General features: G+C 56.5%; 16 protein-coding genes and 1 pseudogene. 9 read left to right on the top strand and 8 right to left on the bottom strand.

Features of this window, described 5'->3' with window-relative positions:
• Positions 1 to 601 precede the first annotated feature (601 nt).
• The 5 genes from PMI41_RS15880 to PMI41_RS15910 form a co-directional block, all read right to left on the bottom strand.
• Positions 602 to 811 carry a hypothetical protein gene (locus PMI41_RS15880; RefSeq protein ID WP_244423949.1) on the bottom strand — a complete coding sequence of 70 codons (210 nt, stop codon included), beginning with the start codon at positions 809 to 811 and terminating at the stop codon, positions 602 to 604.
• Positions 812 to 1,152: 341 nt separating this feature from the next.
• Entirely contained in the window at positions 1,153 to 1,557 is a 405-nt protein-coding gene (locus tag PMI41_RS15885) for a hypothetical protein (protein WP_008126501.1), read from the bottom strand.
• Entirely contained in the window at positions 1,548 to 1,736 is a 189-nt protein-coding gene (locus PMI41_RS15890; protein ID WP_040855082.1) for a hypothetical protein, read from the bottom strand. Before PMI41_RS15890 ends, PMI41_RS15885 begins: the two co-directional genes overlap by 10 nt.
• Positions 1,737 to 3,899: 2,163 nt before the next feature.
• Positions 3,900 to 4,808, bottom strand: coding sequence for a recombinase family protein (locus PMI41_RS15905; RefSeq protein ID WP_008126504.1), 909 nt, complete (start codon positions 4,806 to 4,808; stop codon positions 3,900 to 3,902).
• Positions 4,805 to 5,911: a Fic family protein gene (locus tag PMI41_RS15910; RefSeq protein ID WP_008126505.1), complete on the bottom strand. Its 1,107-nt coding sequence runs from the start codon at positions 5,909 to 5,911 to the stop codon at positions 4,805 to 4,807. Before PMI41_RS15910 ends, PMI41_RS15905 begins: the two co-directional genes overlap by 4 nt.
• A 366-nt stretch (positions 5,912 to 6,277) precedes the next feature.
• Here PMI41_RS15910 and PMI41_RS25280 point away from each other — a divergent pair.
• The 4 genes and pseudogenes from PMI41_RS25280 to PMI41_RS15930 form a co-directional block, all read left to right on the top strand.
• Positions 6,278 to 7,392 (top strand): annotated as a pseudogene (locus tag PMI41_RS25280) (RHE_PE00001 family protein); the annotation flags it as partial.
• A 155-nt stretch (positions 7,393 to 7,547) separates the two neighbouring features.
• Complete coding sequence (locus tag PMI41_RS15920; protein ID WP_244423950.1) at positions 7,548 to 7,823, top strand: hypothetical protein; 276 nt, start codon at positions 7,548 to 7,550, stop codon at positions 7,821 to 7,823.
• A 58-nt stretch (positions 7,824 to 7,881) separates the two neighbouring features.
• On the top strand, positions 7,882 to 10,020 hold the full coding sequence (locus tag PMI41_RS15925; RefSeq protein ID WP_008126510.1) for an ATP-binding protein: 2,139 nt from the start codon (positions 7,882 to 7,884) through the stop codon (positions 10,018 to 10,020).
• Positions 10,021 to 11,322 carry a hypothetical protein gene (locus tag PMI41_RS15930; RefSeq protein ID WP_008126512.1) on the top strand — a complete coding sequence of 434 codons (1,302 nt, stop codon included), beginning with the start codon at positions 10,021 to 10,023 and terminating at the stop codon, positions 11,320 to 11,322. It abuts the gene before it with no gap.
• Positions 11,323 to 11,325: 3 nt separating this feature from the next.
• Here PMI41_RS15930 and PMI41_RS15935 read toward each other — a convergent pair whose 3' ends face one another.
• From PMI41_RS15935 to PMI41_RS15945, 3 genes are read right to left on the bottom strand one after another with little or no spacing between them, the layout of a single operon-like run.
• Positions 11,326 to 12,207, bottom strand: a complete 882-nt coding sequence (locus PMI41_RS15935) for a nucleotidyl transferase AbiEii/AbiGii toxin family protein (protein WP_008126513.1) — start codon at positions 12,205 to 12,207, stop codon at positions 11,326 to 11,328.
• Positions 12,200 to 12,811: a type IV toxin-antitoxin system AbiEi family antitoxin domain-containing protein gene (locus PMI41_RS15940; RefSeq protein ID WP_008126514.1), complete on the bottom strand. Its 612-nt coding sequence runs from the start codon at positions 12,809 to 12,811 to the stop codon at positions 12,200 to 12,202. Before PMI41_RS15940 ends, PMI41_RS15935 begins: the two co-directional genes overlap by 8 nt.
• Before the next feature lie 59 nt (positions 12,812 to 12,870).
• Positions 12,871 to 13,401 carry a very short patch repair endonuclease gene (locus tag PMI41_RS15945; protein WP_008126516.1) on the bottom strand — a complete coding sequence of 177 codons (531 nt, stop codon included), beginning with the start codon at positions 13,399 to 13,401 and terminating at the stop codon, positions 12,871 to 12,873.
• 76 nt (positions 13,402 to 13,477) lie between these two features.
• On the opposite strand from PMI41_RS15945, the gene PMI41_RS15950 reads away from it, so the two are divergent.
• The 5 genes from PMI41_RS15950 (at position 13,478) to PMI41_RS15970 (ending at position 22,445) form a co-directional block, all read left to right on the top strand.
• Positions 13,478 to 15,088 (top strand): DNA cytosine methyltransferase, encoded by a 1,611-nt coding sequence (locus PMI41_RS15950; protein ID WP_008126518.1) that lies wholly within the window; start codon positions 13,478 to 13,480, stop codon positions 15,086 to 15,088.
• 114 nt (positions 15,089 to 15,202) lie between these two features.
• Positions 15,203 to 16,669, top strand: coding sequence for an ATP-binding protein (locus tag PMI41_RS15955; protein WP_008126521.1), 1,467 nt, complete (start codon positions 15,203 to 15,205; stop codon positions 16,667 to 16,669).
• A complete protein-coding gene (locus tag PMI41_RS15960) occupies positions 16,662 to 19,388 on the top strand; it encodes a Z1 domain-containing protein (protein WP_008126523.1) in 2,727 nt (908 codons plus the stop codon). The genes PMI41_RS15955 and PMI41_RS15960 overlap by 8 nt, the downstream gene beginning before the upstream one ends.
• The gene (locus PMI41_RS15965; RefSeq protein WP_008126524.1) at positions 19,375 to 20,367 is read left to right on the top strand and encodes a PD-(D/E)XK motif protein; all 993 of its coding nucleotides are present in this window, start codon (positions 19,375 to 19,377) and stop codon (positions 20,365 to 20,367) included. Before PMI41_RS15960 ends, PMI41_RS15965 begins: the two co-directional genes overlap by 14 nt.
• A gap of 2 nt (positions 20,368 to 20,369) precedes the next feature.
• Positions 20,370 to 22,445 carry an AIPR family protein gene (locus PMI41_RS15970; protein WP_157179410.1) on the top strand — a complete coding sequence of 692 codons (2,076 nt, stop codon included), beginning with the start codon at positions 20,370 to 20,372 and terminating at the stop codon, positions 22,443 to 22,445.
• The last annotated feature ends 6 nt before the right edge of the window (positions 22,446 to 22,451 follow it).

The raw sequence follows: 22,451 nt of genomic DNA on the forward strand, positions 1-22,451 counted from the left end.
CGACAATTGAGATGTTGGCATACGGATTGGTCGTTGTTGTCCTGCAGGGGCCTGATCTATTTCGTGATATACTTTGGTAGAGACGAGCTTGCGTTTCAGTGCCGTAATGAAAATCTGTGGAACATCGAAATTACGCCCATGGAGAGTGACGGAGGAACCCCGGGAAGCGATTTAGCTCCATCAGAGTCAATTCACGATAAAAGTCCTGAGGTACAGTTGAGTTTTATTTTTTGTCGCCACATTCCCAGCGGAATAGGGCATTACTCTTGATGTGATCCAAAAATAGACAGTGACAAAATGTAATAATAACGGCTGCATTTACAGAACAGGTTCTGACAGCTCCGCCTGACCTTCACCCTAAATACGTTCCTGCCGCGTGTAAAACAGCCACGTTATCTTTTTGGCGCAACGCACGACATACTGTCAATTAAACGAAAGTCTGACCTTAAAACGACACTGGAGAACTGCTGATCATTTCTTCAAACATTGCGCCTTGGAATGATCGCTGCATTGTCCGCATATCGACGTCGTGCTCTCTACTGAAGCATCGCAAAAGACAGGGCCGTTCTTCTGACAGTTGCAATACATTGAGGCATACCGATCAGCCGTCGTCTCCTGCAAAATCATGGTCCAGATCGTGGTCCGCTTCGAAAGAGATCAGCTTGTGTCCAGCGACGCAAGCCAATCGGCGATTTTCGAGGATGCGGCCAGGAATGCTGCACACGGCGAGTTTATGATCACGAGTATGAATTGTCTCTTTCAGTGCGGTGACGACCGCTTCTGTGATGCCAATACCATTGATATCAGACAATCTTCGCGCCAGGATTTTCACTGCGGTATTGTCGATGCTTAGAATCACACGTTGATCTTCCGTTGGCTGACCGTATGTCCCGTCGGCTTGCCGTGTGTGCCAATACACCAACTCCAGAATATAACAGAGGTTAGATCGACGGACTCTCTACGCAGTTCTGCAGATAAAAGCGTACGAAGTCGTCACCTGCCAAACGACAACAAACGACACGAACGTCCGAAGCCTATAATCCAGTCAGACACAAGACTTTACGACTGGTTTTGTCACTGTCTATAATTTGAAGGCAGCGCTGTTCGGCGAAAGCTCGACTTACAAGCGGGCACCTGAGAAATTCCAACCACTCAAGAATAGCAGCTCGAGGTTGGCACCCCTTCAAAGCTACATTCCGGGGCCTGAACTCCATTGAGCATTCCGTTCATTTTCTCTCGTTGCCTTGCTTCAACGATCGCTGGAAGCAGCAGCTCCAGTTCTGTCTGGAAATCAAACTCGTCAACAAAAGGCAGCGCCAGTGATTTTGCCTTTTCGAAGGCTTGGTGGAACCTCTTTCCTGCCGTTACAATTTCGGCATCATCTTTTGAGTGAATAGCACTCGACAAATGTTGATAGGCGCTTATTAGCGCTGCTTGCGCTTCAGCTTTGGCAGCATCATCATACTGCCGGATCATCGCCTGTTCGCAACACATGCCTAGCTCACGGATTTTACGCAGATGCTCTTGTGGTAGAATATCCGCTATATCTAATTCCAAGCCTTTGGCTTGCTCCAGCTTGCTATCCAGATCAGCGCTAATGTTATATCGGGATTCTGGGTAAGCAGATTTCTGCTTTCTCTACTCAACGCGTCCACGCCCTTGGCGGCAGCGCGCGCGATCCAACTGAAGCTTTTCGCTGTCCAGTCGTGCCTGTAATTTTCTGCGCGTGGCGTCATTGAGCTGTCGTTGCAGCTCCAATTCCCGAAGCTGTTTGTCGGCTTTGATGCGTAATGTCCTGATCTGTTCATCTCCGACAAGCGTGTCAGTCGGATAATCAAGGCGCTTCAGTTTTGCAAGGCCCGCCCCAGAGCAATCCTGTCCTTTGACTGAAGTTTTTCTACATGCTCCAGCAGAGCACTTCTGGATTGGCTAAGTTTATGGATCGCGCTCTCATCCAAAAGCCCAGACGTCAGCAACCTGTCGAGATGATCAAAGATGTATTGGCCAAGCTCGCCTGACCCACCCCTCAAAGACTTGATCCGTTCACGTTCCACAGCGCTTTGCTTGAAATAGACGCTCCAGCGCGGATTGTATAAGCGAGCAACATTGGAAAAAATCTGCATCGACTGACGTACTGATATTCGCCAGCAGGGCGCGTAGCTCCCGCTCATGGCTGTCGCGAAGAGTATCATTTCGGTATGCGAGAAGCTTCTCCAACATGGCACGCTGTTTTTCAAAATGCTGCGTTTTGACCGGCCCGGCACCACGCCGTTCTGCCTCGATTGCGTGCGTGATCGCGAAAACCTGTCGCTGACAAGCTCACCTTCTCGTCGCCTCCGGTTGTTCTCCACTCGCTGCTTGCAATGGATGAATTTGTGCTTCGTCTCATAGGATTCTGCCCAGCGAGACAGACGGAGCCGATCCATCGACATTGTCGCAGTTCTGTCCATCGTTGGCCGGATGCGATTGACCACAATGTGGACATGCCTGTAAGGCTTGTCATTGTGAGAAACAATAATTGCCTAGTGGTTGTCTACCTCCAGAATTTTCAGCGTATCCACAGCAGCAGCAACATTGCTTCCCGTCCGGCGCTAAACCCCTGCCGGGCATCATCGGTTGGCAAATTGCGTGTAACCGCAAACGCAACACGCGATCCGGCAAAACTATCCGCCATGGCACCAGAAAGCGGATTCACTATCTCGGAGAACAGATAGCCGGAAATGCCACCTGCAGAATCATCGTCAAGACGACCCTCCCCCCAGATAGTAGCCGCCTGCCGCTATGAAACTATCGCCGCCTGCGGCAATTTTCGGCACCATTCAGAGGAACCCCAATCAATAAAGAACGAATTTCGCGGTTACCCGCCTAATGGAATTTTGGTTAAGGTTTTGCATGCAAACATATCTTGCTTAAATATATGAAAAACATAACAGCACCCGTTCCCGAAATCAATTGTCAACGAGGGGGGCCACTTTCGAACTGGTTACATCAACGAATAATGTTCAATGGACTTCTCGGATCCGTTGTCTCTTAATAGGTGGTGGCTGGTTTAAGGAGCTTTTGGGTGGCTGTGGATGAAACGTATTCTCATCCAAGTTGTTGGGCCACAGCAATCGGTTGGTTAAGGTATCTGCGGCCAATTGTACTACGGCGCCTATTGCAAGATCGATCCTAGGCGACAGGTTCAAGGACGACACTGTCGCCATCAAAATGTCGACACTAATCGGCCAGCCAACAATGCCTAAATGATGAAGCCATGCCAAAAAACCCCACAGACTGGACCCTTTAACCAATCTCTGCCTGAAGTATCCCATGGCAAAAACTTCTCGTCAGTCCTCTCAACCACTGCATCGTGTAACACGAGCATCCTTGGGGCATCGCGAGTGAACAGCGACGAGGGATGCCAGCACCGGATGATATGGTTGTTGCTATAGCACGCATTAATGGCGGGCTACCCAAAACACTCGTAACTTCGCTACGATTGGTTTGAAATTGACATCTCTCTGGGACTTTTAAGTTGTCGACATTATTGCAGGAAAGAGTTGCGATGTGGATTATCGCTACTTTTCCAGTGAATTCGGAACGGCAATTGATGCGCTTGCAACATAATGAGCGCCCGAAATGAATATCCCCATCTCGCGAACAGCCCCAGCGTCTTTGTACGATGAAACAGGTTCTTGACAGAGGAGGGGCCACCAGATCCCTGATGGCGTTCATGCATTGCCTCAAGTTCTAAAGCCATATCGCGCAAGGTGAGCTGCGGATTGGTATTGCGATTGCCTCTGCCCGATTTCCCAATCGGTGCTCAAGCGGCTGTAGGCAGATTTACTCTACCAAGTCGCGATATTCGTCGATATCGAACTTATTTTCCAACTCTGACAATTATTACCCCAGACATCTCAATCGCTTAAAGTAGCTGACACCAACCCCAGCTTCTTTGCCCTGTCCAGCAGACTTTTGACCGATGAGGCAGCCCACGTTGAAGATCCGCGTGGCGTCCGTTCATGCATTGTTTCAAGTTGCGTAGCAATATCTCGCAAGGTGAGCTGCGGATTAGCATTGGCAATTCCCGTGATCAATGACATCAACCGATCTTCGGGCGCGCGCCGAGGGGAGGGGACCATCAGCCTCGCGTCGACTAACCCTTCCTGAACCAGCCTTTTTACTGACCGACGCAGCCTGTCGACAGACCACTTCTGCCCGGTTTCACGATTGAGGTTTCGCACGACATCTTCCCATGGATGATCGGGTCGCATGCGTTGTACGATCGGTAGCCACGTTGCCATGGTTGCCGTCAGATCACCCAGATGTCCGCGTTGTCTTGCCCGCGAGGCTTTGGCAATCGCATCTGGCTGTCTTGCCCGCAAACCCGGATTGCCCGGCAATTTGCCGCGTGCTTTGGCTGCTTTGATCCCTGCCTTTGTACGCTCGGATATTAATGAACGCTCCAGCTGCGCGACTGCACCCAGAACTTGCAACGAAAACATCCCCTGCGACGTGGAGGTATCAATGGGATCGCTCAGCGAGCGAAAATGCGCACCTGCCACTTCCAATCGCTCGATCACCTCAAGCAGATGACTGACGGAGCGTGCCAGGCGATCAAGACGCACGACTACCAGAATGTCACCGGGACTGATCTCGCGCATCAGCCGTGCCAAAACCGGCCGCGTCCGAGATGCACCAGATCCGTGTTCCTCGTAAATTACATGACAACCCGCCGCTTTCAGTTCGATGAGTTGCGCATCATGCATCTGATCTTCGGTGGAAACGCGGGCATATCCAATGAGACGTGATTGGACGAGTTTCATTTCGCGGCAATTTTCAGTTCATTTCGCTCCGACAAAAGCCCGAGGAGCTTGGGATTGATGTATAGGTTTTCCCGGCCAGACTTTATTTCTTCAAGCACACCTATTTCGGAAATCATTTTCAAATAGGTGGCCGCAGCTTGCCTCTTGGCAATTCCAGCACCTACAAGATCACCTATGCGGCAGTAGGGATTGATGAAAATAATCTCCGCAAGCTCTCGGGAATAAATCTTTGGCAATTCATTCCGTATGCGCAAAGCCGTTTCATCTAGCAAATTACGAATGGAGCGAATTTTTTCAGTCGACCAATGTGCTGTATCCCGTACAGCTTCCAACATGAAAAGAATCCATTCCTCCCACTCTCCATCGGTGGTTACGGACAGGAGCCGCTGATAATAGGCTGATTTGTTGCGGATGATGTAGCGGCTGAGATAGAGAATGGGAATTTCTAACAGTCCCTTGTCAACGAGATAGAGGAGGTTGAGCACACGACCTGTTCTGCCGTTGCCATCGGTAAAGGGGTGGATTGCTTCAAACTGGTAGTGCATGACCGCCAGGCGGATCAGTGGGTCGATTTCTTCGGCCTCGTGTATGTAACGTTCCCAGTTTGTAAGTTTCTCCAGCAACAGCGCTTTGCCTTCGGGCGGAGTATAAATCACAGCGCCTGTTGCATCATTCATGAGTGCTGTTCCGGGAGTTGCCCGAACATCGAGATCAATGCCTTTGATCGTTCGACAAACTTCAATTGCGACGGAGGTGGAAACGGGTCGCTGCTCCAGCATAAGGAAACCTTGATGCAGAGCTGTACGATAACGCAGAGCTTCCTTGGTCGCAGCATCCGCATGATTTCCGGGTTCGTTAACGAAGCGGAACAGCCGGTCTGTTGTCGTCACAATGTTCTCGATTTCAGAACTTGCCTGAGCTTCCAAGAGTGGAATCGAGTTGATAAGAACTGCTTGATTTGGAATAAGCTGGCCCGAAACTCGAAGCTCCGCCAACGCTGCACGTGCTTCGATGCATGCTTTCAAGACCACTTTTGTTTCTACATCTTTTTGGGGTGGCAGAAGAGGAAGACCGTTATACGGGCGTTGCGCTTGAAACGGCATGTCGATTTTCCTGAGATTAGTCGACACGTTGTCAGAACATGTCGATAGGAACGACACATTGATAAAACATGTCGATGAAATTTATTTTTATCGACATGTATCACGCTTTGCAAGGCCTTTGTACACTATTGGAAGCTATGAGAAAACGGTCGTTTGAAAATGCCGATAATGGAGTCCGGAATCGCTCGAGAGGCTAACGAGATAGGCTGATCCTCAGGAAATAGGCGTTTCCACGACGAAGAGTGCACGGTAGCCCAGCCTGGCAATTAATAATGGCTAGTTATCGATGGTTAGAACGGAGTTAGCGTGAACTCTATACAACAGAAGTTATTCGCTAGATAGATTCGCGTTAAGTCTGTATTTACCATAATTTCAATCTCTTACGATATTGCTAAATCGCCCATCTCAACTTGCTGGGGCCGATTTCGGCGCAACAACCGCTTTGACTGGGCTTGACGAGCGTATTGCCCGTCTCCCGGTAGCGAAAGGGTTTGTCGAACGCTCGCATTTCGCCGACGCCTGTGCCTCGCTGTGGATTGACGGCGAGTTGGTCCACCTCGAGAACACAACGCCACGCGCGATATTCGCACATCGACGCATGAACTGACAATCGCCCGCGATGTATTGAAAACCCGTCGGCGCATCGCCGCACAGGCACCCGGCTGGGCGCTGTCGCCCGACGGTCCCCGCAGCCTACGAGGCCAGGCTGCGACGGAGGCATCTGGTGGCATCGCGGGCGCGAGCGAGCCGGCGCCGGGTGCCGATGAGTTATTCGGAGGAGGGGAGGTTGAAGAGGTAGAAGATGGTGTAAACACGCTTGACACCGAACTTGCCGCCATTGATGCGCTGCTCGCCCGCTCTAACGCAGCGATCGAGCAGGCAAGGCGGCCCGGTAGCACCGGTTCCGCGGAAAAGAATCCGCTAGTTTACGATCTCGACTGGGACGAGGACGAGTGGCTGGAAGAATGGCGCGGCGTGCTGCGGCAGACGCAAGACCTGCCACCGATGCTGCAGGCGGTGCTCTCCCTTGATGCCTGGAATGAGCTGTGCGTGCTGCAGCATGTGCCTTGGCTTGGTCGGCTTCTGGCAGCGTCGATCCTGCGTGATGCTGGGCTGACGACGGCAGCGCATCTGGCCGCCTTTAATGTCGGGCTCAAAACTATCGCCGTCGATCGCCGCCGCCATCGCGATCGGGAGGCCCGGCTGCTCGCCATGACACAGGGTTTCATGGCGGCCGCTGAGCTCGGTCTGAAGGAGCACGACCGGCTGGCTCTGTCGCGAAAAATGATGGAGCGGCGGCTGGTCGGAAGCGCACATCCTCAAAGTTGCTGGGTTTGATCGAGCTGGCGCTCTCGCGGCCGCTGGTGTCGGCCGGCATGATCGCGAATGAACTCGCCATCACCCCGCGGGCAGCGCTTCGGATCGTAGAAGAGCTGGGGTTGTGGGAGATGACGGGGAGGGGGCGGTTTCGGGCGTGGGGATCATGTAGGCAGATACCGGCGCCCATGGTAGAAACACCTGACCCAGACTTAAGAGAGCGTCGCAGGTTTTGCGGGCTGTCTTATTGATGTACGCTAGACTTGACTCTCTGTCGCTCCAGGTTGAAACCAGTGTCGTCATGAATTTGGGAGGTAGTATGATGGATGTTGACCTGCCGGACGGACTTTATCCGTTCATAGATCAACGTCCCCCGCTTGCAGACATGGCCATGATCGAAGTGCCGCCGGCCTTGGAGCAGCTGTTGCGAACTCAGGCTAAGGCGAATGGCGTCGATATACATCGAGGTGCTCCCGTCGAGCTTGAATGTACGTCCGCGGATTTTCCAGAGGCTACCTTCCTCGTCTATTGGCCGTACGAAGAAAACCGGCTTCACATGCTGGCCCCGAAACGGTTCGGGGTTGGGCTGGCTTAAACCTCTGCACGCGAGCTGTGGTTTCTGATAGACAGGGACATTAGATTGGGGATCTGATTTGACGGACGAACGCATTTTACAACGCGCTTTCAGGCCACGAGCCCGCCTGCTTCAGCTGCTGGGTGATCAACTTATCGGATCGGCACGGCTGGCGCTCTTCGAACTTGTCAAGAACGCATATGATGCTGATGCGAGCGAGGTGACGATTACCTTCACGAAGCTAGAGACGCCGGACGCTGCCATCTCGATCAGGGATGATGGCCAGGGTATGTCTCTGGATGTCATCGAGAACATCTGGCTTGTTCCGGGCGACGACCATCGCGAGCGAGAGCGTGGGAGTGCTGTCAGATCTCCAAAGTTCCAGCGTCTTCCGCTCGGTGAAAAGGGGGTTGGCCGCTTCGCGGTGCACAAGCTCGGCGACACGATCAGGCTCGTGACCAGAGCCGAAGGACAACCCGAGTGCGTGGCGGAATTCGACTGGGACAGACTGCTCCAGGAAACCTATTTGAACGATGCGGAAATTACCGTCCGCGAGCGTGCGCCGGAAGTATTTTCGTCCGGTACGGGCACGCTGATCGAGGTCACGCGCCTGAGAAGCGAAAACTGGACGCGAGGCACGATCCGCGACCTCTACCGCCAGGTTACATCGATAGCCTCGCCGTTTGGAGACCGAGGTGGCAATTTCGAGGTCAAGCTGGAGGTGCCCGAACATCCGGAGTGGCTTTCAACGCTCCCAGGACTTCGCCAGCTTCTCGCGATGGCCCCGTACCGCTTCGAGTTCAACTTCGACGGTTCGCGGTTGCATTATCGCTACGAGTTTGTCGGCATCCCGGGGGTCAAGCTGGAAGGACGCGTCTCCGAACGGGAAGAAGTTCACTTTCAGGTGCCGCCTGCGGACGAGCCGGACGACCTTGACCCGATCGATGAACCGAGACCAAAGCGCCGGGCCCGCATTACTGCCAATCCTTCGACTCTCGAAGGCATCGGCAAGGTCTCAGGAAAGTTCCACATCTTCGACCGAGACAAGAAGGTCCTGCCGAACTACGGCGACACCCGCTTTCTCGAGCGCTTCCTGAACCAGAACGGCGGTGTGCGCGTCTATCGCGATGGGGTCCGCGTCTACAACTATGGTGAACCCAGTGACGACTGGCTTGGCCTCGATCTGCGCCGCGTTAACGAGCCGACCAAACGCCTCAGCCGCAACATAACGATCGGCGTTGTCGATCTCGGCCTAGCGGAAAGCCCGGGATTGCGGGAAAAGACAAACCGCGAAGGTTTTGTCGAGACTGCTGCATACGAGCGCCTGCGACGCGTCGTTCTTGGCGCGCTCTGGATATTGCAGGTTGAGCGCAACCTCGACAAGGAGCGAATCCGCAAGGTGACCGGGGGTGCGAGCGACGTGCCACAGGGACTGGCGGGCCCGCTGACCGAACTTCGCCGTCTCGCACGCGAGAACAGCGTCGGTGACGTGCTTGAGCCGACCATACGCAGGATCGAGGAGGACTATCAGACCCTGCGCGAAAACTTCGCACGCTCCGGCGTGTCGCATGCGGGTCTGGCGATCATCTTCCACGAGGTCGAGCGTGGTGTCAGGGTTCTGACAGGTTCGATCAATGACCCCAGCATGACGATCGAAAGTCTTCGCGATCAGGCCGGCCAGCTGCAGGGCGTGCTCGAGACCTCCTCGCAGCTTCTTCGAAACACGACGACGAAACCGGGGTCTCTGAGAGACATGGTCCGCACGGCTCGCGATCTGAGCCTACTGCGCTTTCGACTGCATGGCATCAAGCTCGAATGCCCTGCGCTAGAGGATCACGGCCCAGACGCGACCGCAACCTTTGCCTCGGGGCTTGTACTGGGCGCCCTCACCAACCTGATCGACAATGCGGTGCACTGGGTCAAGGTGCGGCATCCCGAGCCAGGCGAACGCCGGATCTACGTGAATGTGATTCCTGACTACGAGGGCGGCCCGGCCATCGTGGTAGCCGACAACGGTACCGGTTTCCTCGATGATCCCGCGACCATGGTCAGCCCGTTCTTTACCCGGCGACCAGGGGGGAGCGGTCTTGGGCTCTATTTTGCGAACTTGGTGATGGATTTGAACGAAGGTAGACTTGTATTTCCGACCATGGATCAGGCGGAGGTACCTAACGGCTATGATGGGGCAGTCGCAGCGCTCGTTTTCGGGAGAGCCTGATTGTTTACGCCTGCACGCTATATCGTTCTGGACGATGAACTCTCTGAACTCGCAACTCTTGTTGATGCCCTTCATGTTCTGGGTGCGCCCTGCATCGGAATTCGTTTCGATCCGCTTGATCTTCCGAAGCCGGCGCATTTCAAGGGGCTGCGCGTCCTTTTCAGTGATCTGCATCTTGTGAAGGCTCAGCCAGCCGGAGTGCAGCATTACAACACTCTTGCAGGGCTTCTTGATCGTTGTGTCCCAGAAAGCCATGGCCCTTACCTGCTTGTCCTGTGGACATCGCATGAGCACGAGAGGGCGGCGCTCGCAGCGCGTCTCGAAGAAATACTGCCCGCATCCAAGAAACCTATCGCTGTGCTTGCACTCGACAAGGTTCAGTTTCGACACGGAGCAGTATGGGATGCGGCGGGTTTGCAGGAAGCAATCGAGGCGCGCGTCGGTTCCATGCCTCAGCTCCAGGCGCTTCTAAATTGGGAACGCGATGTTCTCGCGGCAGCGAATGAGACCCTGGCGGTCATCGGCGGCCTGGTGCCCGCCGAACAGCGAACCGTTGCGCAATATGCCGGCGCGCTGGATGGAGTCCTCAGTCATATTGCCGTCGCCTCGGCGGGCAATGCCAATGCCCGGAATGACAGGAAAGGCGCGGTAACCGCTGCCCTCGCGCCGCTGCTTTCAGATCGAATAGCGAACCGCCCCCAGGATGCAGATGCAAACGCCCTGTGGGAGCAGGCGGTGACCTTCCCTCAGGGACCGGAACTTCAGGCTGCCCAGAAGGCGCGAATGAACAGAATGCTCCATCTCGCCGTGTCACCGGCGGAGCCCGTCAACCGGCACGACTGGGGTGCGATCGTTCCTCTCGGGAACGATCAGCTGAGCGACGCCGCCATGAATGCAAGGTTCGGCGTCGCGGCAGACCATCTCCGTGATCGGGAATTCAAGCTGAGAGCTGAACGTCGGACGGAGGGACAACTGGTTGTTGTGCGCGCCGGTGCTGCCTGCGACCAGGCCCAGAGTCAGAGCGGACCCATTCCATTGCTTCTTGGTCTTCTGGTCCCGAGCACGGCGCTTTCCCAGAACAAGCGGTCGCCGGCGATCCACGTCTGCGACGAGAAGTTCGAGCTCGACGGCTATCAGGAGCCGGTCAGTCTTCTGATCCATGCGCGTTTCAGCACGACGACCGTGGCACAGGAGCTTCAGAACTGGCCGATAGCCACGCTTCGGCTGCGCGAACAGCTGCTGACGACGATCCTTGTTCACGTTGCTTCGCATGCGATGCGACCGGGGACACTTCGCTTCTAGCGATCAGGGCTCCTTGTCGACGTCCGGTTCGGCAAGCAGGCGGGCGCAGCATGGGCCGACCAGGGTCCAGATCGCGTCTGTGACTTCGCCAAGCGCCAAGTCAGTGACCTGGATCGACCGGGCATAGTTTCGCCACTGAGCCTGCTTGCCGATATCCTCAAAGAACATACTGGACAGACCCGGTGGTCGTGCCGACGGGATTGGCGTTCGTCTGCGCTCGAACGTCGCACTGATCGCTGCATCGAGCTCCAGATCCGGGATGCTCGCGACCTGAGGGATGGCCCAGAGGTCGAAATAGTCCTTCATCCGGCCGTTGATGACGCCGAGCTGCACTATTGCCTGGAATTTCTCGGCAATGACGACTGCGGGAGGATAGCTGCGGATGCGTGGAGATTCCATGCCGAGCAGGGACGGGTAGGTGGTCATCTCGGTTCCCGTCAGAGCATCGCCGAAGCCGATGTCAATCGTGACAGGTATTCGCGTGCGCTCCAGCAGGGCCATCGTGCGAAGTCGCACTCCGTTGTACTCCATCTCCTCCCGGATGACCTCCGCTTGCAGCCCATCGATATCGAAGACGAGCCCGTCATCGGATTGAGCTGCCATTATGTCTGCGAAGATCGATTTCAGCGTGTCTCCGTCGGCCTGACCGTATCCAAGGAAATCGACGTCGCGGGTCTCGCGATTGTCTCCATCCAGCCAGAGAGTGACAAGCATGCCACCCTTGAGGATGAAACGATCGGCCTTGTCGGACACCGATAGCCGAAAGAGCAGTCGCTCGAGGGCATATCGGACCATGACAATTTCAAAGACCCGTCCCTCACGACGGGCAAGGTTGCTGAGCTTCTGCTTGATGGAAGTCGCCCTGTTTCTGATTTCCCTAGCCATTCGAGGTCAGCGCCTCCAGATACGGTTTCATCTTCCTCCAAGCGCCGTTCGCCATGGCGGTCTCGGTTATGGCCGCGGGGCTCGCCTTTCTCTGTTGGAGCGCTGCACGCAGCGCTTCTATAGAAACCGATCGATCAACGAGCCTGCTCCGGAAGGCATCGGCAAGCGACTTCGGGACTGAGAAGACTGGTACTGCGATTCCGGAGATCTGATGATGCTCCACGCCCTGCTTCATGTAAGCGTCCTGGAATTCCGTAATCCTTATAGGCGGATACGTGGGCGCAACCGCCCAGTCCTTCTGGCTTACCGCCATCCACACCTCGCGGGGAATCTGATCCGTCAAACCGTGAAAGGCCAGCGCTGAAGTCAGAGCAACGACGCCCTGTGGGACCAGTTTTGCTGCTTCAGCCAGAGCCTGTAGCGTATCCGTATCGGCATCCGGACGCTGGTACAGCCCGCGCGACAGTCGGACAAGCTCTCCGGCTTCTACGGCTCGGGCGATTGTCATCGCGAATATGCCAGCCTTTCGCAGCTCATAGAACCTTACAATCGGGTGTTCGGCGATATAATCGCGCAGTCTTTCCTGCTGTGTTAATGCGGCCACTTGTTACCTATCCTGGGTGCAGTTCGAATCTGGACCCAGGATAGGTAACACATTATTTGTTACTTATCCTGGGTGTAATTGCATTTTTCACCCAGGATAGGTAACATTTCTGTCCACTGTGGACTCTCTGTCTCGCGTCGCTGCCGCACCAGAGCACTCTCGAAATTTTCCGCTCCGTCCCTGATCCAGCAGGTGACCTCTTCCAGCGTCAGCGCGAGCCATGGGGAGCGCAGGCCGCATTCCCAGACAGTACCCACCCGCCAGCCGGATGCGTTCAGGGCAATACGAACCTCGAGGTCGCGAGCTATGTTGCGAGCGAACTTTGCGGCCCAGAACTCGGGGTTCGATGCCGGCGTGGTGCACCAGTGACAGCCCTCGTGCCGATGCCAGAAGCACCCGTGGACAAACACGGCTGCCCTTCTCGATTTGAACAGAAGGTCAGGCCGACCAGTTACATCCGGATCGTGGAGACGAAATCTAAGACCAGCGGCGTGAAGATGACGTCTAAGTGTCAGTTCCGGCTTCGTATTCTTGCCGCGGATACCAGCCATCATCTGCGACCGTTTTTCTGAACTCACTACGTCGATCATGACGTTTTGCCTATCATTTCCACACGAAGATGATATTCATTGCAGATATTGTCTACAACTCCGAAGTGCGTGATTCTTGCCGTCATATTCAGTCGTCGACATCTTTGCTGGGCCAGGGGGGCTGGCGGAAGGCTTTTCGAGCGTTCCCGGCATCGGGAATGAGCGCGCCTTTGACGTTGCTCTTTCCATCGAGAAGGAAAGGGCTGCACATTCCACCCTGCGTCTAAGAAGTTTCCTGCGTCAGTTCAATGGCGCGCTCCCTGCGCAGTACTATAACTTCCTGATGCGCGGCGGTGATGAACCGGATTGGGCGACCGAATATCCGCGGGAATGGACTAGGGCCGTGGATGAAGCATGGCAGTTGGAGCTGGGCAAGGAAGATCCCGAGCAGCGGCTCAATGGGCGCATCGACGAGATCCGCAAGCAAAGCGGTGGCAATTCCATCCTGATCGGCGGTCCTCCGTGCCAAGCCTATTCGCTCGTGGGCCGAGCTCGCAATCAGGGGAAGAAGGATTACATCGCCAGCGATGATGAGAAACACTTCCTCTACAAGGAATACATCCGCATTCTCGATCGACTGCAGCCGGCTGCCTTCGTCATGGAGAACGTCAAGGGCATGCTGTCGTCATCCGTGGATGGCGAGAACCGGATCTTCGATCAGGTCCTTCGCGACCTTCGCGGAGAAAGGCCGCGGGCTAACGAATACAGGCTCGTTGCGCTTGATCCGAGATCGCGCCGCCAGCTGGATCTGTCGGCCTTCGAACCACGCGCTGCCGATTTCATCGTGCGTGCGGAGGATTTCGGCGTTCCGCAGGCCCGTCACAGGGTCATTGTTGTGGGACTGCGCGCCGATGTCGCAGAAGGTCTGCCGACAGCGGCCTTGGCTGACCTCATGGTGCGCCACACTCTGAAGACGACTGTTGAGCATGTCCTCGACGGCATGCCGAAGCTCAGGAGCGGGCTGAGCCGTGGCATCGATGGCGACGGCGAATGGCGTGTCGTGGTTGAAGATGCCATGGCCCTCGTGGCAGATCTCGACATCCGTCAGTGCGACGACCTGCAGCTGTCCTTCACTGACCGGGCACGAGAATGTCTCGCCGCCTTAAGGGGGATGAACCGGCTTCCGGGTCGTGAAGCCTGGGGAAACGGGATTTCCGCCGAATGCCCCGCCGAACTGCGGCGCTGGCTTGTTGATGAAAAACTGTCCAACCTTCCAAACCATGCAACGCGAAGCCACATGCCAAGCGACCTTGCACGCTATTTCTTCGCGGCGGTTTTTGCTCAGGTGGTAGGTCGATCACCCAAGGCGACCGATTTCCCCGAGGAGCTATCTCCGAACCATCAGAACTGGAATACCGGCAAGTTCGCCGATCGCTTCCGTGTCCAGCTTGCCGGTGGACCGTCGACAACGGTGACAAGTCACATCTCCAAGGATGGGCACTATTTTATCCATCCGGATCCGCTTCAGTGTCGCAGCCTTTCGGTACGAGAAGCTGCCAGACTTCAGACCTTTCCCGACAACTACTTCTTCAAAGGAAACCGGACGGAGCAGTACATCCAGGTCGGCAACGCGGTTCCGCCCCTTCTCGCCCGCTGGATCGGCGAGGCGCTGTTTTCCATTCTCACAGCACATACCGACGCTGCAGAGGAACCAGTCGAAAGGGCCAGACTGTCGAATGTCGCCTGATCACGACATTGCCAGTCCGGGAGCAGGGGAACTCTTCGAGTCCCTGCGAGCCCCGCTTCCAGGCGGGGACCGAGCCGGCCATCACCATATGATACGATCGGGGCAGGCGGCGTCGTGAAAAAAAAGGCGAGGACCTTTCCGGCTGCACCAATTGCTGCGACCCTCATCGAGAGCTTGCGGGACATTGGCTACTCGCTCGAAACAGCCCTCGCAGACATCATCGACAATTCGCTCGCAAGCGGCGCCAACCTGATTGATATTCTTGCGGACACCGCGGGCGATGATCCGAAGATTGCCATTCTGGACAATGGGAGCGGCATGTCCCCGGACGAGCTGATGGCAGCGATGCGGCCCGGAAGCAGAAATCCCCTGGAGGAGCGTACAGGCACGGATCTCGGAAGATTCGGTCTGGGACTGAAGACTGCATCGTTTTCACAATGCAGGCGTCTGACGGTGATCACTGCCAAGGACGGCGTGCGATCTGCAGCGATCTGGGACCTCGACTTCGTGGCGGAGCAGAATGAATGGCTCCTGCAGCTACCTGACCAGAGCGAGGCCCAGCCATGGAGTGATCAGCTTGGAAGCCAGGGAACCCTCGTGATCTGGGAAGCCTTGGACCGGCTTGCCCCGAAAGGCGATCTCGTCCGTGCACTCGAACTGGCACGCGAACACCTCGAGCTGGTGTTCCATCGATATATTTCGGGAGAGCGCGGCCTTTCCCGTGTGCAGATGCGGCTCAACAATCGCGAACTCAGGGCCTTTGATCCGTTCGATCAGAGCAATACGGCGACAATAGTCGGCCCGACAGAGGAATTCCGTTCCGGCAGGCACGTCACCATCCAGAGCTTCACGCTTCCCCACCACAAGAAGCTTGCTGCGACGGACTGGGAACGCAATGCAGGTCGCGCCGGCTACCTCAAGAACCAAGGCTTCTACGTCTACCGGGCACGTCGCCTCATCATTCACGGAACATGGTTCGGGCTCGCGCGGCAGACGGAACTGACCAAGCTGGCTCGTGTGAAGATCGATATTCCCACGGGCCTCGATGCCGAGTGGAAGATCGACGTCAAGAAGGCATCGGCCCAGCCTCCGTTCAATGTTCGCGAGAGACTTCGTCGCATCATTGAAACGATCGGTGCGACTTCGAAGCGAATATACACCGCCCGCGGCAGGAAGCTGGTTTCCGATGCCCGCCTTCCGGTATGGAACCGGCACCAGGACAAGAATGAGATTTCCTATCGGCTGAATCCAGAGCATCCGCTGATCTCGGGTTTCGTCGGCACTCTCAGCGAGGAGCAGAAGGCAGCGTTCGATCGCCTGACAGTCCTCATCGAAGCAACGATCCCGATGGAGAGCCTCTACGCAGACATGGGCAGCGAGCCCGAGAACGTGCGAAACGTCGGAATCCCGGATGATACCCTGCGCAGGATCATCGACTTCACAGCAGAGAATCTGATCAGTTCAGGCACCTCCGCCGAAGAGGTGAGGCTGATGATGCAGGTGACCGAGCCGTTCCGATCGCACTGGGCTGCAACGGAAGACATTCTGAACGAGAGATTTGGGGGCAGGGGAGATGACTGAGAACTACGAAAATCTGCGGATGGCCGTCGAGCCGTTCATCGCGAGGGCGGCGATGCCAACTCCGGAAACGATAAGATCGTGGATCACCCAGTTCAGGCTGGTACCTGACTGCCAGGTCGATGACGCAGACGCCGAAAGGCTCGCTCGCGAGCTCGAAGCCCAGCACGGCGTATCGATGAAGATTGGTTCGGTGCTTGTCGACAGGGAATGGACGCCGTGGCTCGAGAGCGAAAAGCCGACGATGGACCGTTACTACTGGATGAGATATCGGCGGCTCCTCGTCGAAAAAAGATTTTCAGGGCAGGTTCTGGCGACACTTGATGCGGTGACCGATCGTATCCTCGGCCTGATGGAAAATCCCCGGAAGGAAGGTGAATGGGACCGCCGGGGAATGGTCGTAGGCCATGTCCAATCGGGAAAGACCGCCAATTACACGGGTCTCATCTGCAAGGCCGCCGACGCAGGTTACAAGCTCATCATCGTCATAGCCGGGATACACAACAACCTGCGCAACCAAACGCAGCTGCGAATTGACGAGGGCTTCGTCGGCAGGGACAGCGCCCGTCTCGGCTCAACCAAGGGTGACCGCATCATTGGCGTCGGGCGCTATGACAGCTCACGCCATCCGTGGACATTCACCACCTCCGTCCGCGATTTCAATTCGATCGGCGCCGGCCAGGGTGGCGGCAATCTCGACTCCCTCTCCGTACCAGCGGTCTTCGTAATAAAGAAGAACAGCAGTACGCTTGGCATTCTCCTCGAGTGGCTGGGAAACTACAATCGCAAGCGTGGCGCCAGGACAATCTCGGCTCCGATGCTCGTCATCGATGACGAAGCCGATAATGCGTCCATCAACATCAAGCACGGAAAAGGTGCAGTCTCCAACATCAACGGGCAGATCCGGTCGCTTCTAAAGCTTTTCGACCGCAGCTGCTATATCGGCTATACCGCAACACCGTTCGCCAACATCTTCATCGATCCCGATTCCTTCGACGAGATGAGGGGCGAGGACCTGTTCCCGAAGAACTTCATCGTCAGTCTTGATCCACCGTCCAACTATTTCGGTGCAAACAGGGTGTTCCTCGACGAACCACAGCAGATCATTCGCCACATCGAGGATCACGACGAAATCCTTCCTCTCAAGCATCCCAGGGATACGGTGATCACCGTGCTGCCCGACAGCCTGCTCAAGGCTATCCGAACCTTCATCGTCGCGCGAGCGATTCGCCTCGTTCGGGGTCAGCAATCGGCGCACAACTCAATGCTCGTGAATGCATCGCGGTTCACGGACGTTCAGCAGCAGCTTCGCAACGAGATCCATGACACTCTTGAAGCCATCAAGGCGAGTATCAGCGTCAACGGAGCTCAATCCGAGCGGAACGCCTTGAGAGACCCGGAAATCCGTGCGCTTCACGCGGTCTGGCAGGAGGAGTATTCACTCACGTCGGGGACCGAGTGGAGCGAAGTACAGATGGCTCTTCATTCGTCTGCTGCGCCGATCAGCGTCGTCGAGGTGAACAGCCGTTCCGCCGGCAACCTCGCCTATGCCGATCATGAGGGCTCCGGTCTGAACGTCATTGCCGTCGGCGGGTTTTCCCTTTCGCGCGGGCTCACCCTCGAGGGCCTCACGGTCAGCTATTTTCTTCGCAATTCCATGATGTACGACACGCTCATGCAGATGGGCCGGTGGTTCGGCTATAGACCGGGCTACGATGATCTTTGCCGGGTCTGGATGCCGGAAGAGGCAGAGGGTTGGTATGCCCATGTAGCTGAGTCGATCGACGAGCTCAGGGACGAACTGAGGCGGATGGAGGCCGCGAATGCCACCCCCGAGCAGTTCGGTCTCAAGGTGAGAAGCCACCCGGACACGCTGCTTGTCACGGCAAAGAACAAGATGGGCTCGGGGGAACGGCTGGTTGTCTCTGTCGGTCTTGCCAACAGTTTCGTCGAAACCGCAATTCTCCATCGAACCAACGACAAGCTGAAGCGCAACCTTGATGCTGCGAAGAATCTCGCGGCCGGCCTGCAGGAAGGGGGGCATCCGTTGTCGGGAGCCGCGACCGTCACCGGGGGAAGGCTGCTGACCGGAGCGCCCGTTGCCCCGGTTCTGCAGTTTCTGAAGGAATTCCAGAACCACGAGGGTGCCTTGCTGACGGACGGAGATCCTCTCCGGCGGTATATCCTTGCTCGCGCTGACGACGAGCTCGAGCGCTGGGATATTCTCTTTGCCGGGGTTGAGCGGGGTACCGACGACACGGTTGATGAAAATCTCGGAATATCGCTGAACCGGCAGCGCCGAACCGCCGGGAAGCAGAGCAACCAGAAGACGCTGCATATAACGAACAAGCAGCGTGTTGCCTCCCGCGGCGTCGAAGCGACAGGTCTTGACGTCGACGAGATCGCATCGGCGCGCGATGATCATCTTGCCAAGCTCAAGCGGGACGGAAAGCTGCCGGCTGCAGGCGAGCGCGTAAACTTCCCGGACAAGATCTACCGAGCTGTTCGGCGGCGCCCCCTGCTGATCGTACACCTCCTGCGAGTTGATCCGGAAACTGCCAAGGTGGCCGACGATCCGCAGCCCGTGGTTGCCTACAGCATCAGCTTCCCGAGAACGGCAAAGGAGGAGGACACCGTGGAGTACATCGTGAACACCACTTGGATCAGGGAGCACTTCCGTGACGAGGGCGACGAGGAGGAGATGGCGGGTGACGATCAGTGATCCATGGAAAGATCTGAGCACCCCCGTTGGAACGGAAACAGCCAGTGCCCGGCGCGTCGATGCCAGTGGTCGATGGGACTTCTTCTGGGCCAAGGATTTGGCGGGGAGGTATATGCTTCTCCTAGAGCATCAACACGCTCTTGAAACTGTCGTGTCGCTCCCGCGGCTACACGGGATCGAGGTAGCAACCCAGTCGCGCGAAGACGGGAACGGGGGGCGTCTTCTCATCCGCCTGCTCGACGCTTCCCTGAGGGACATCTTCCTCGAGCTGTGCAACAGTATCCTCGCATCCACGTCCCAGGCGATCAGCGAGACCGACGCCCTTGGTCGAGCGGTGGCCAGAACATGGCGCTGGCATCACCTGCTTCGTGGAGGTTCATCCATACTTCTGTCCCCGGAGGAACAGAAGGGTCTCATCGGTGAACTGATAACTCTGGACAGGCATTTTCTTCCCGTCATGAGCGCGAGCGATGCGCTGCTCGCCTGGATCGGCCCCAAGGATGCACCAAAGGATTTCGAGATCGGCCTGACAGCGGTCGAGGTGAAGACGCGCCGCGCCGGTGCCATCTCTGCCGTCGTCATCTCCTCGGAGCATCAGCTGGATGATGCCGGCCTCGAACAGCTGTTTCTCCATGTCGTGCATCTTTCCGAAGCGCAGTCTGGCCATCCGGGGGCGAGAAGCCTTAACGACTACGCCAACGGTATCCGCACCAGGATCGAGAATCTTGATCAGGGCGCCCTGCTTCTGCTCGACGAACGGCTGCAGGCTGCAGGATTTCGATGGGAAGACAACTATTCGACGTCGCTATGGGTCGAGGGTCAGTTCGAAATCTTTCAGGTGCGCGATGGCTTTCCGCGACTGACGGCGAGTTCCTGCGTCCCGGGGGTTGCGCGCGTGAAATACACGGTAGCGTTGTCGGAGTGTCAGGAATATGCTCTGGCGGAAGAGTCGATAAGATCATGTCTCAGCGGGGGGTGAGGGTGTCCGAGGAGCTGGCAGAGTTCAACCACGAGTTTTTCCAGGAAGTGCTGGCATCTGCCGATGCCGAGGGCCAGTTTACGGAAGATGCGTTCTTCGATCTCTTCTGCAAGCAACTGATCGATGCGGGTGAACTCGACACTGCAGATCGCGCTCTCTATCAGTCGGCGCGCGGCATGCGTGTTGATGGCTATGCAGGCGATCCGAACTCGAATGAAGGTGAGCTCACGCTCATCATCGTGGACTTTTCGCAGGCTTCGGAGATCAGGTCGCTTTCCCGTGCGGAGATGGACGCCGCGTTCAAGAGGCTTACGAACTTCATCTTGAAGGCGCTCGACCCGACGTTCAGGCAGGGCCTGGAAGAGACTTCACCTGGCTTCGGTGTCGCGGACATGATTGCGAAGCGCTGGCACACCATTGACAAGATCAAGCTCGTCCTCATTACCAATCGGCAGCTGAGCAGCAGGGTGGAAGGGAGGGAATCGGACGAGCTTCGGGACATTCCCGTCGCATACTCGGTATGGGACATCGCACGACTGCACCGTTTCGTTTCTTCCGGACATGGGCGAGAGGAGATCGAGATCGATCTCGCCGAAGACTTCGGGGGCTCAATCCCAGCACTCCCGGCGCACCTTTCGGAGGCGGGCTACGAGGCCTACCTTGTCGTCATCCCAGGAACCACACTCGCCGCCATCTACGAGCGATGGGGTGCCCAGCTGTTGGAGCAGAATGTTCGCGTATTTCTTCAAGCCAGAGGCAGCGTCAACAAGGGAATCCGGACAACCATAGAACGCGACCCGGAAATGTTCTTTGCGTTCAACAATGGGATAACGGCCACCGCCGAGAGCGTGAAGCTTACGCAGGATGCCGGGACCCTGTCAATCGCCTCGATCAGCAACCTTCAGATCGTCAACGGGGGACAGACCACCGCATCGATCCATGCTGCAAGCAGAAAGAAGGAGCCGGGTCTCGACAAGGTTTTCGTTCAGATGAAGCTGTCGATTGTCGAGCAGTCGATGGCATCCGACGTGGTCCCGAAGATCTCGGAGTTCGCCAACAGCCAGAACAAGGTGAATGCGGCCGACTTCTTCGCAAATCATGCCTTCCATGTCCGGTTTCAAGAATTTTCGAGGCGAATCTTCGCGCCGTCACCGGACGGGACATTCAGAGAATCGAAATGGTTCTACGAACGGGCCCGGGGCCAGTACCAGGACGCGAAGAACCTGCTGAAGACGGCGCAGAAACGAAAGTTCGATGTCGAGTTTCCGAAGAGCCAGATGATCGACAAGACGGATCTCGCAAAGTTCCTCAATCCTTGGCGCGGGTTTCCGGAGATCGTCAGCAGGGGCTCGCAGAAGAACTTCGTGCATTTCGCAGACAGCATCGGCAAGGAGTGGGAAAAGAGTTCGGACGCGTTCAACGAGGACTTTTTCCGCCAGTCGATAGCAAAGGCAATCGTATTCCGCGAGGCAGAGCGACTTGTCACCAGGCAATCCTGGTACCAGGGCGGTGGCATAAGGTCCCGCGTGGTGCCCTATGCCATCGCAAAACTACAGTTCGATGCTGCCAGGATCGATGGTGTCGTTGACCTCGACAAAGTCTGGCGACGGCAGGGATTGACAGATGTTCTCGAGCGCACCCTCTGCTGCGGGCTGGAAGCTGTGCATGCGGTGATCACCGGAGGACCGGGAGAAATCGCCAATCCGCTTGAGTGGGCCAAGCAGCAGGCGTGCTGGGCGAGGGTCAAGGCCCTGCAGGTATCCTGGCCGGAAGACTGGGAGGATACGCTCGTCGGGCGGGACGAACATCGTGCGAACAGAAGGAGCGCAGTGCGCGACCAGCGAATGCTGAACGGCATCGAGGCGCAGACCGAGGTCCTCAGGCGTGGCGGCGGGTTCTGGTCCGAGGTCAAGGGGTGGGGTACCCGCCGGAGAGCCTTGTCACCCGACGAAGCATCGATCCTCGCAGTCGCCGCGGGCATTCCGAGACGGCTACCGACAGAGCGGCAGTGCGCCCGGCTATTGCAGATACTCCAGCGCCTTGAGGCCGACGGATTTCAGGCCTCTGCGCTTGCATGAGGTGAC

Source organism: Phyllobacterium sp. YR531 (genome assembly GCF_000282595.1).
GTDB lineage: Bacteria > Pseudomonadota > Alphaproteobacteria > Rhizobiales > Rhizobiaceae > Phyllobacterium.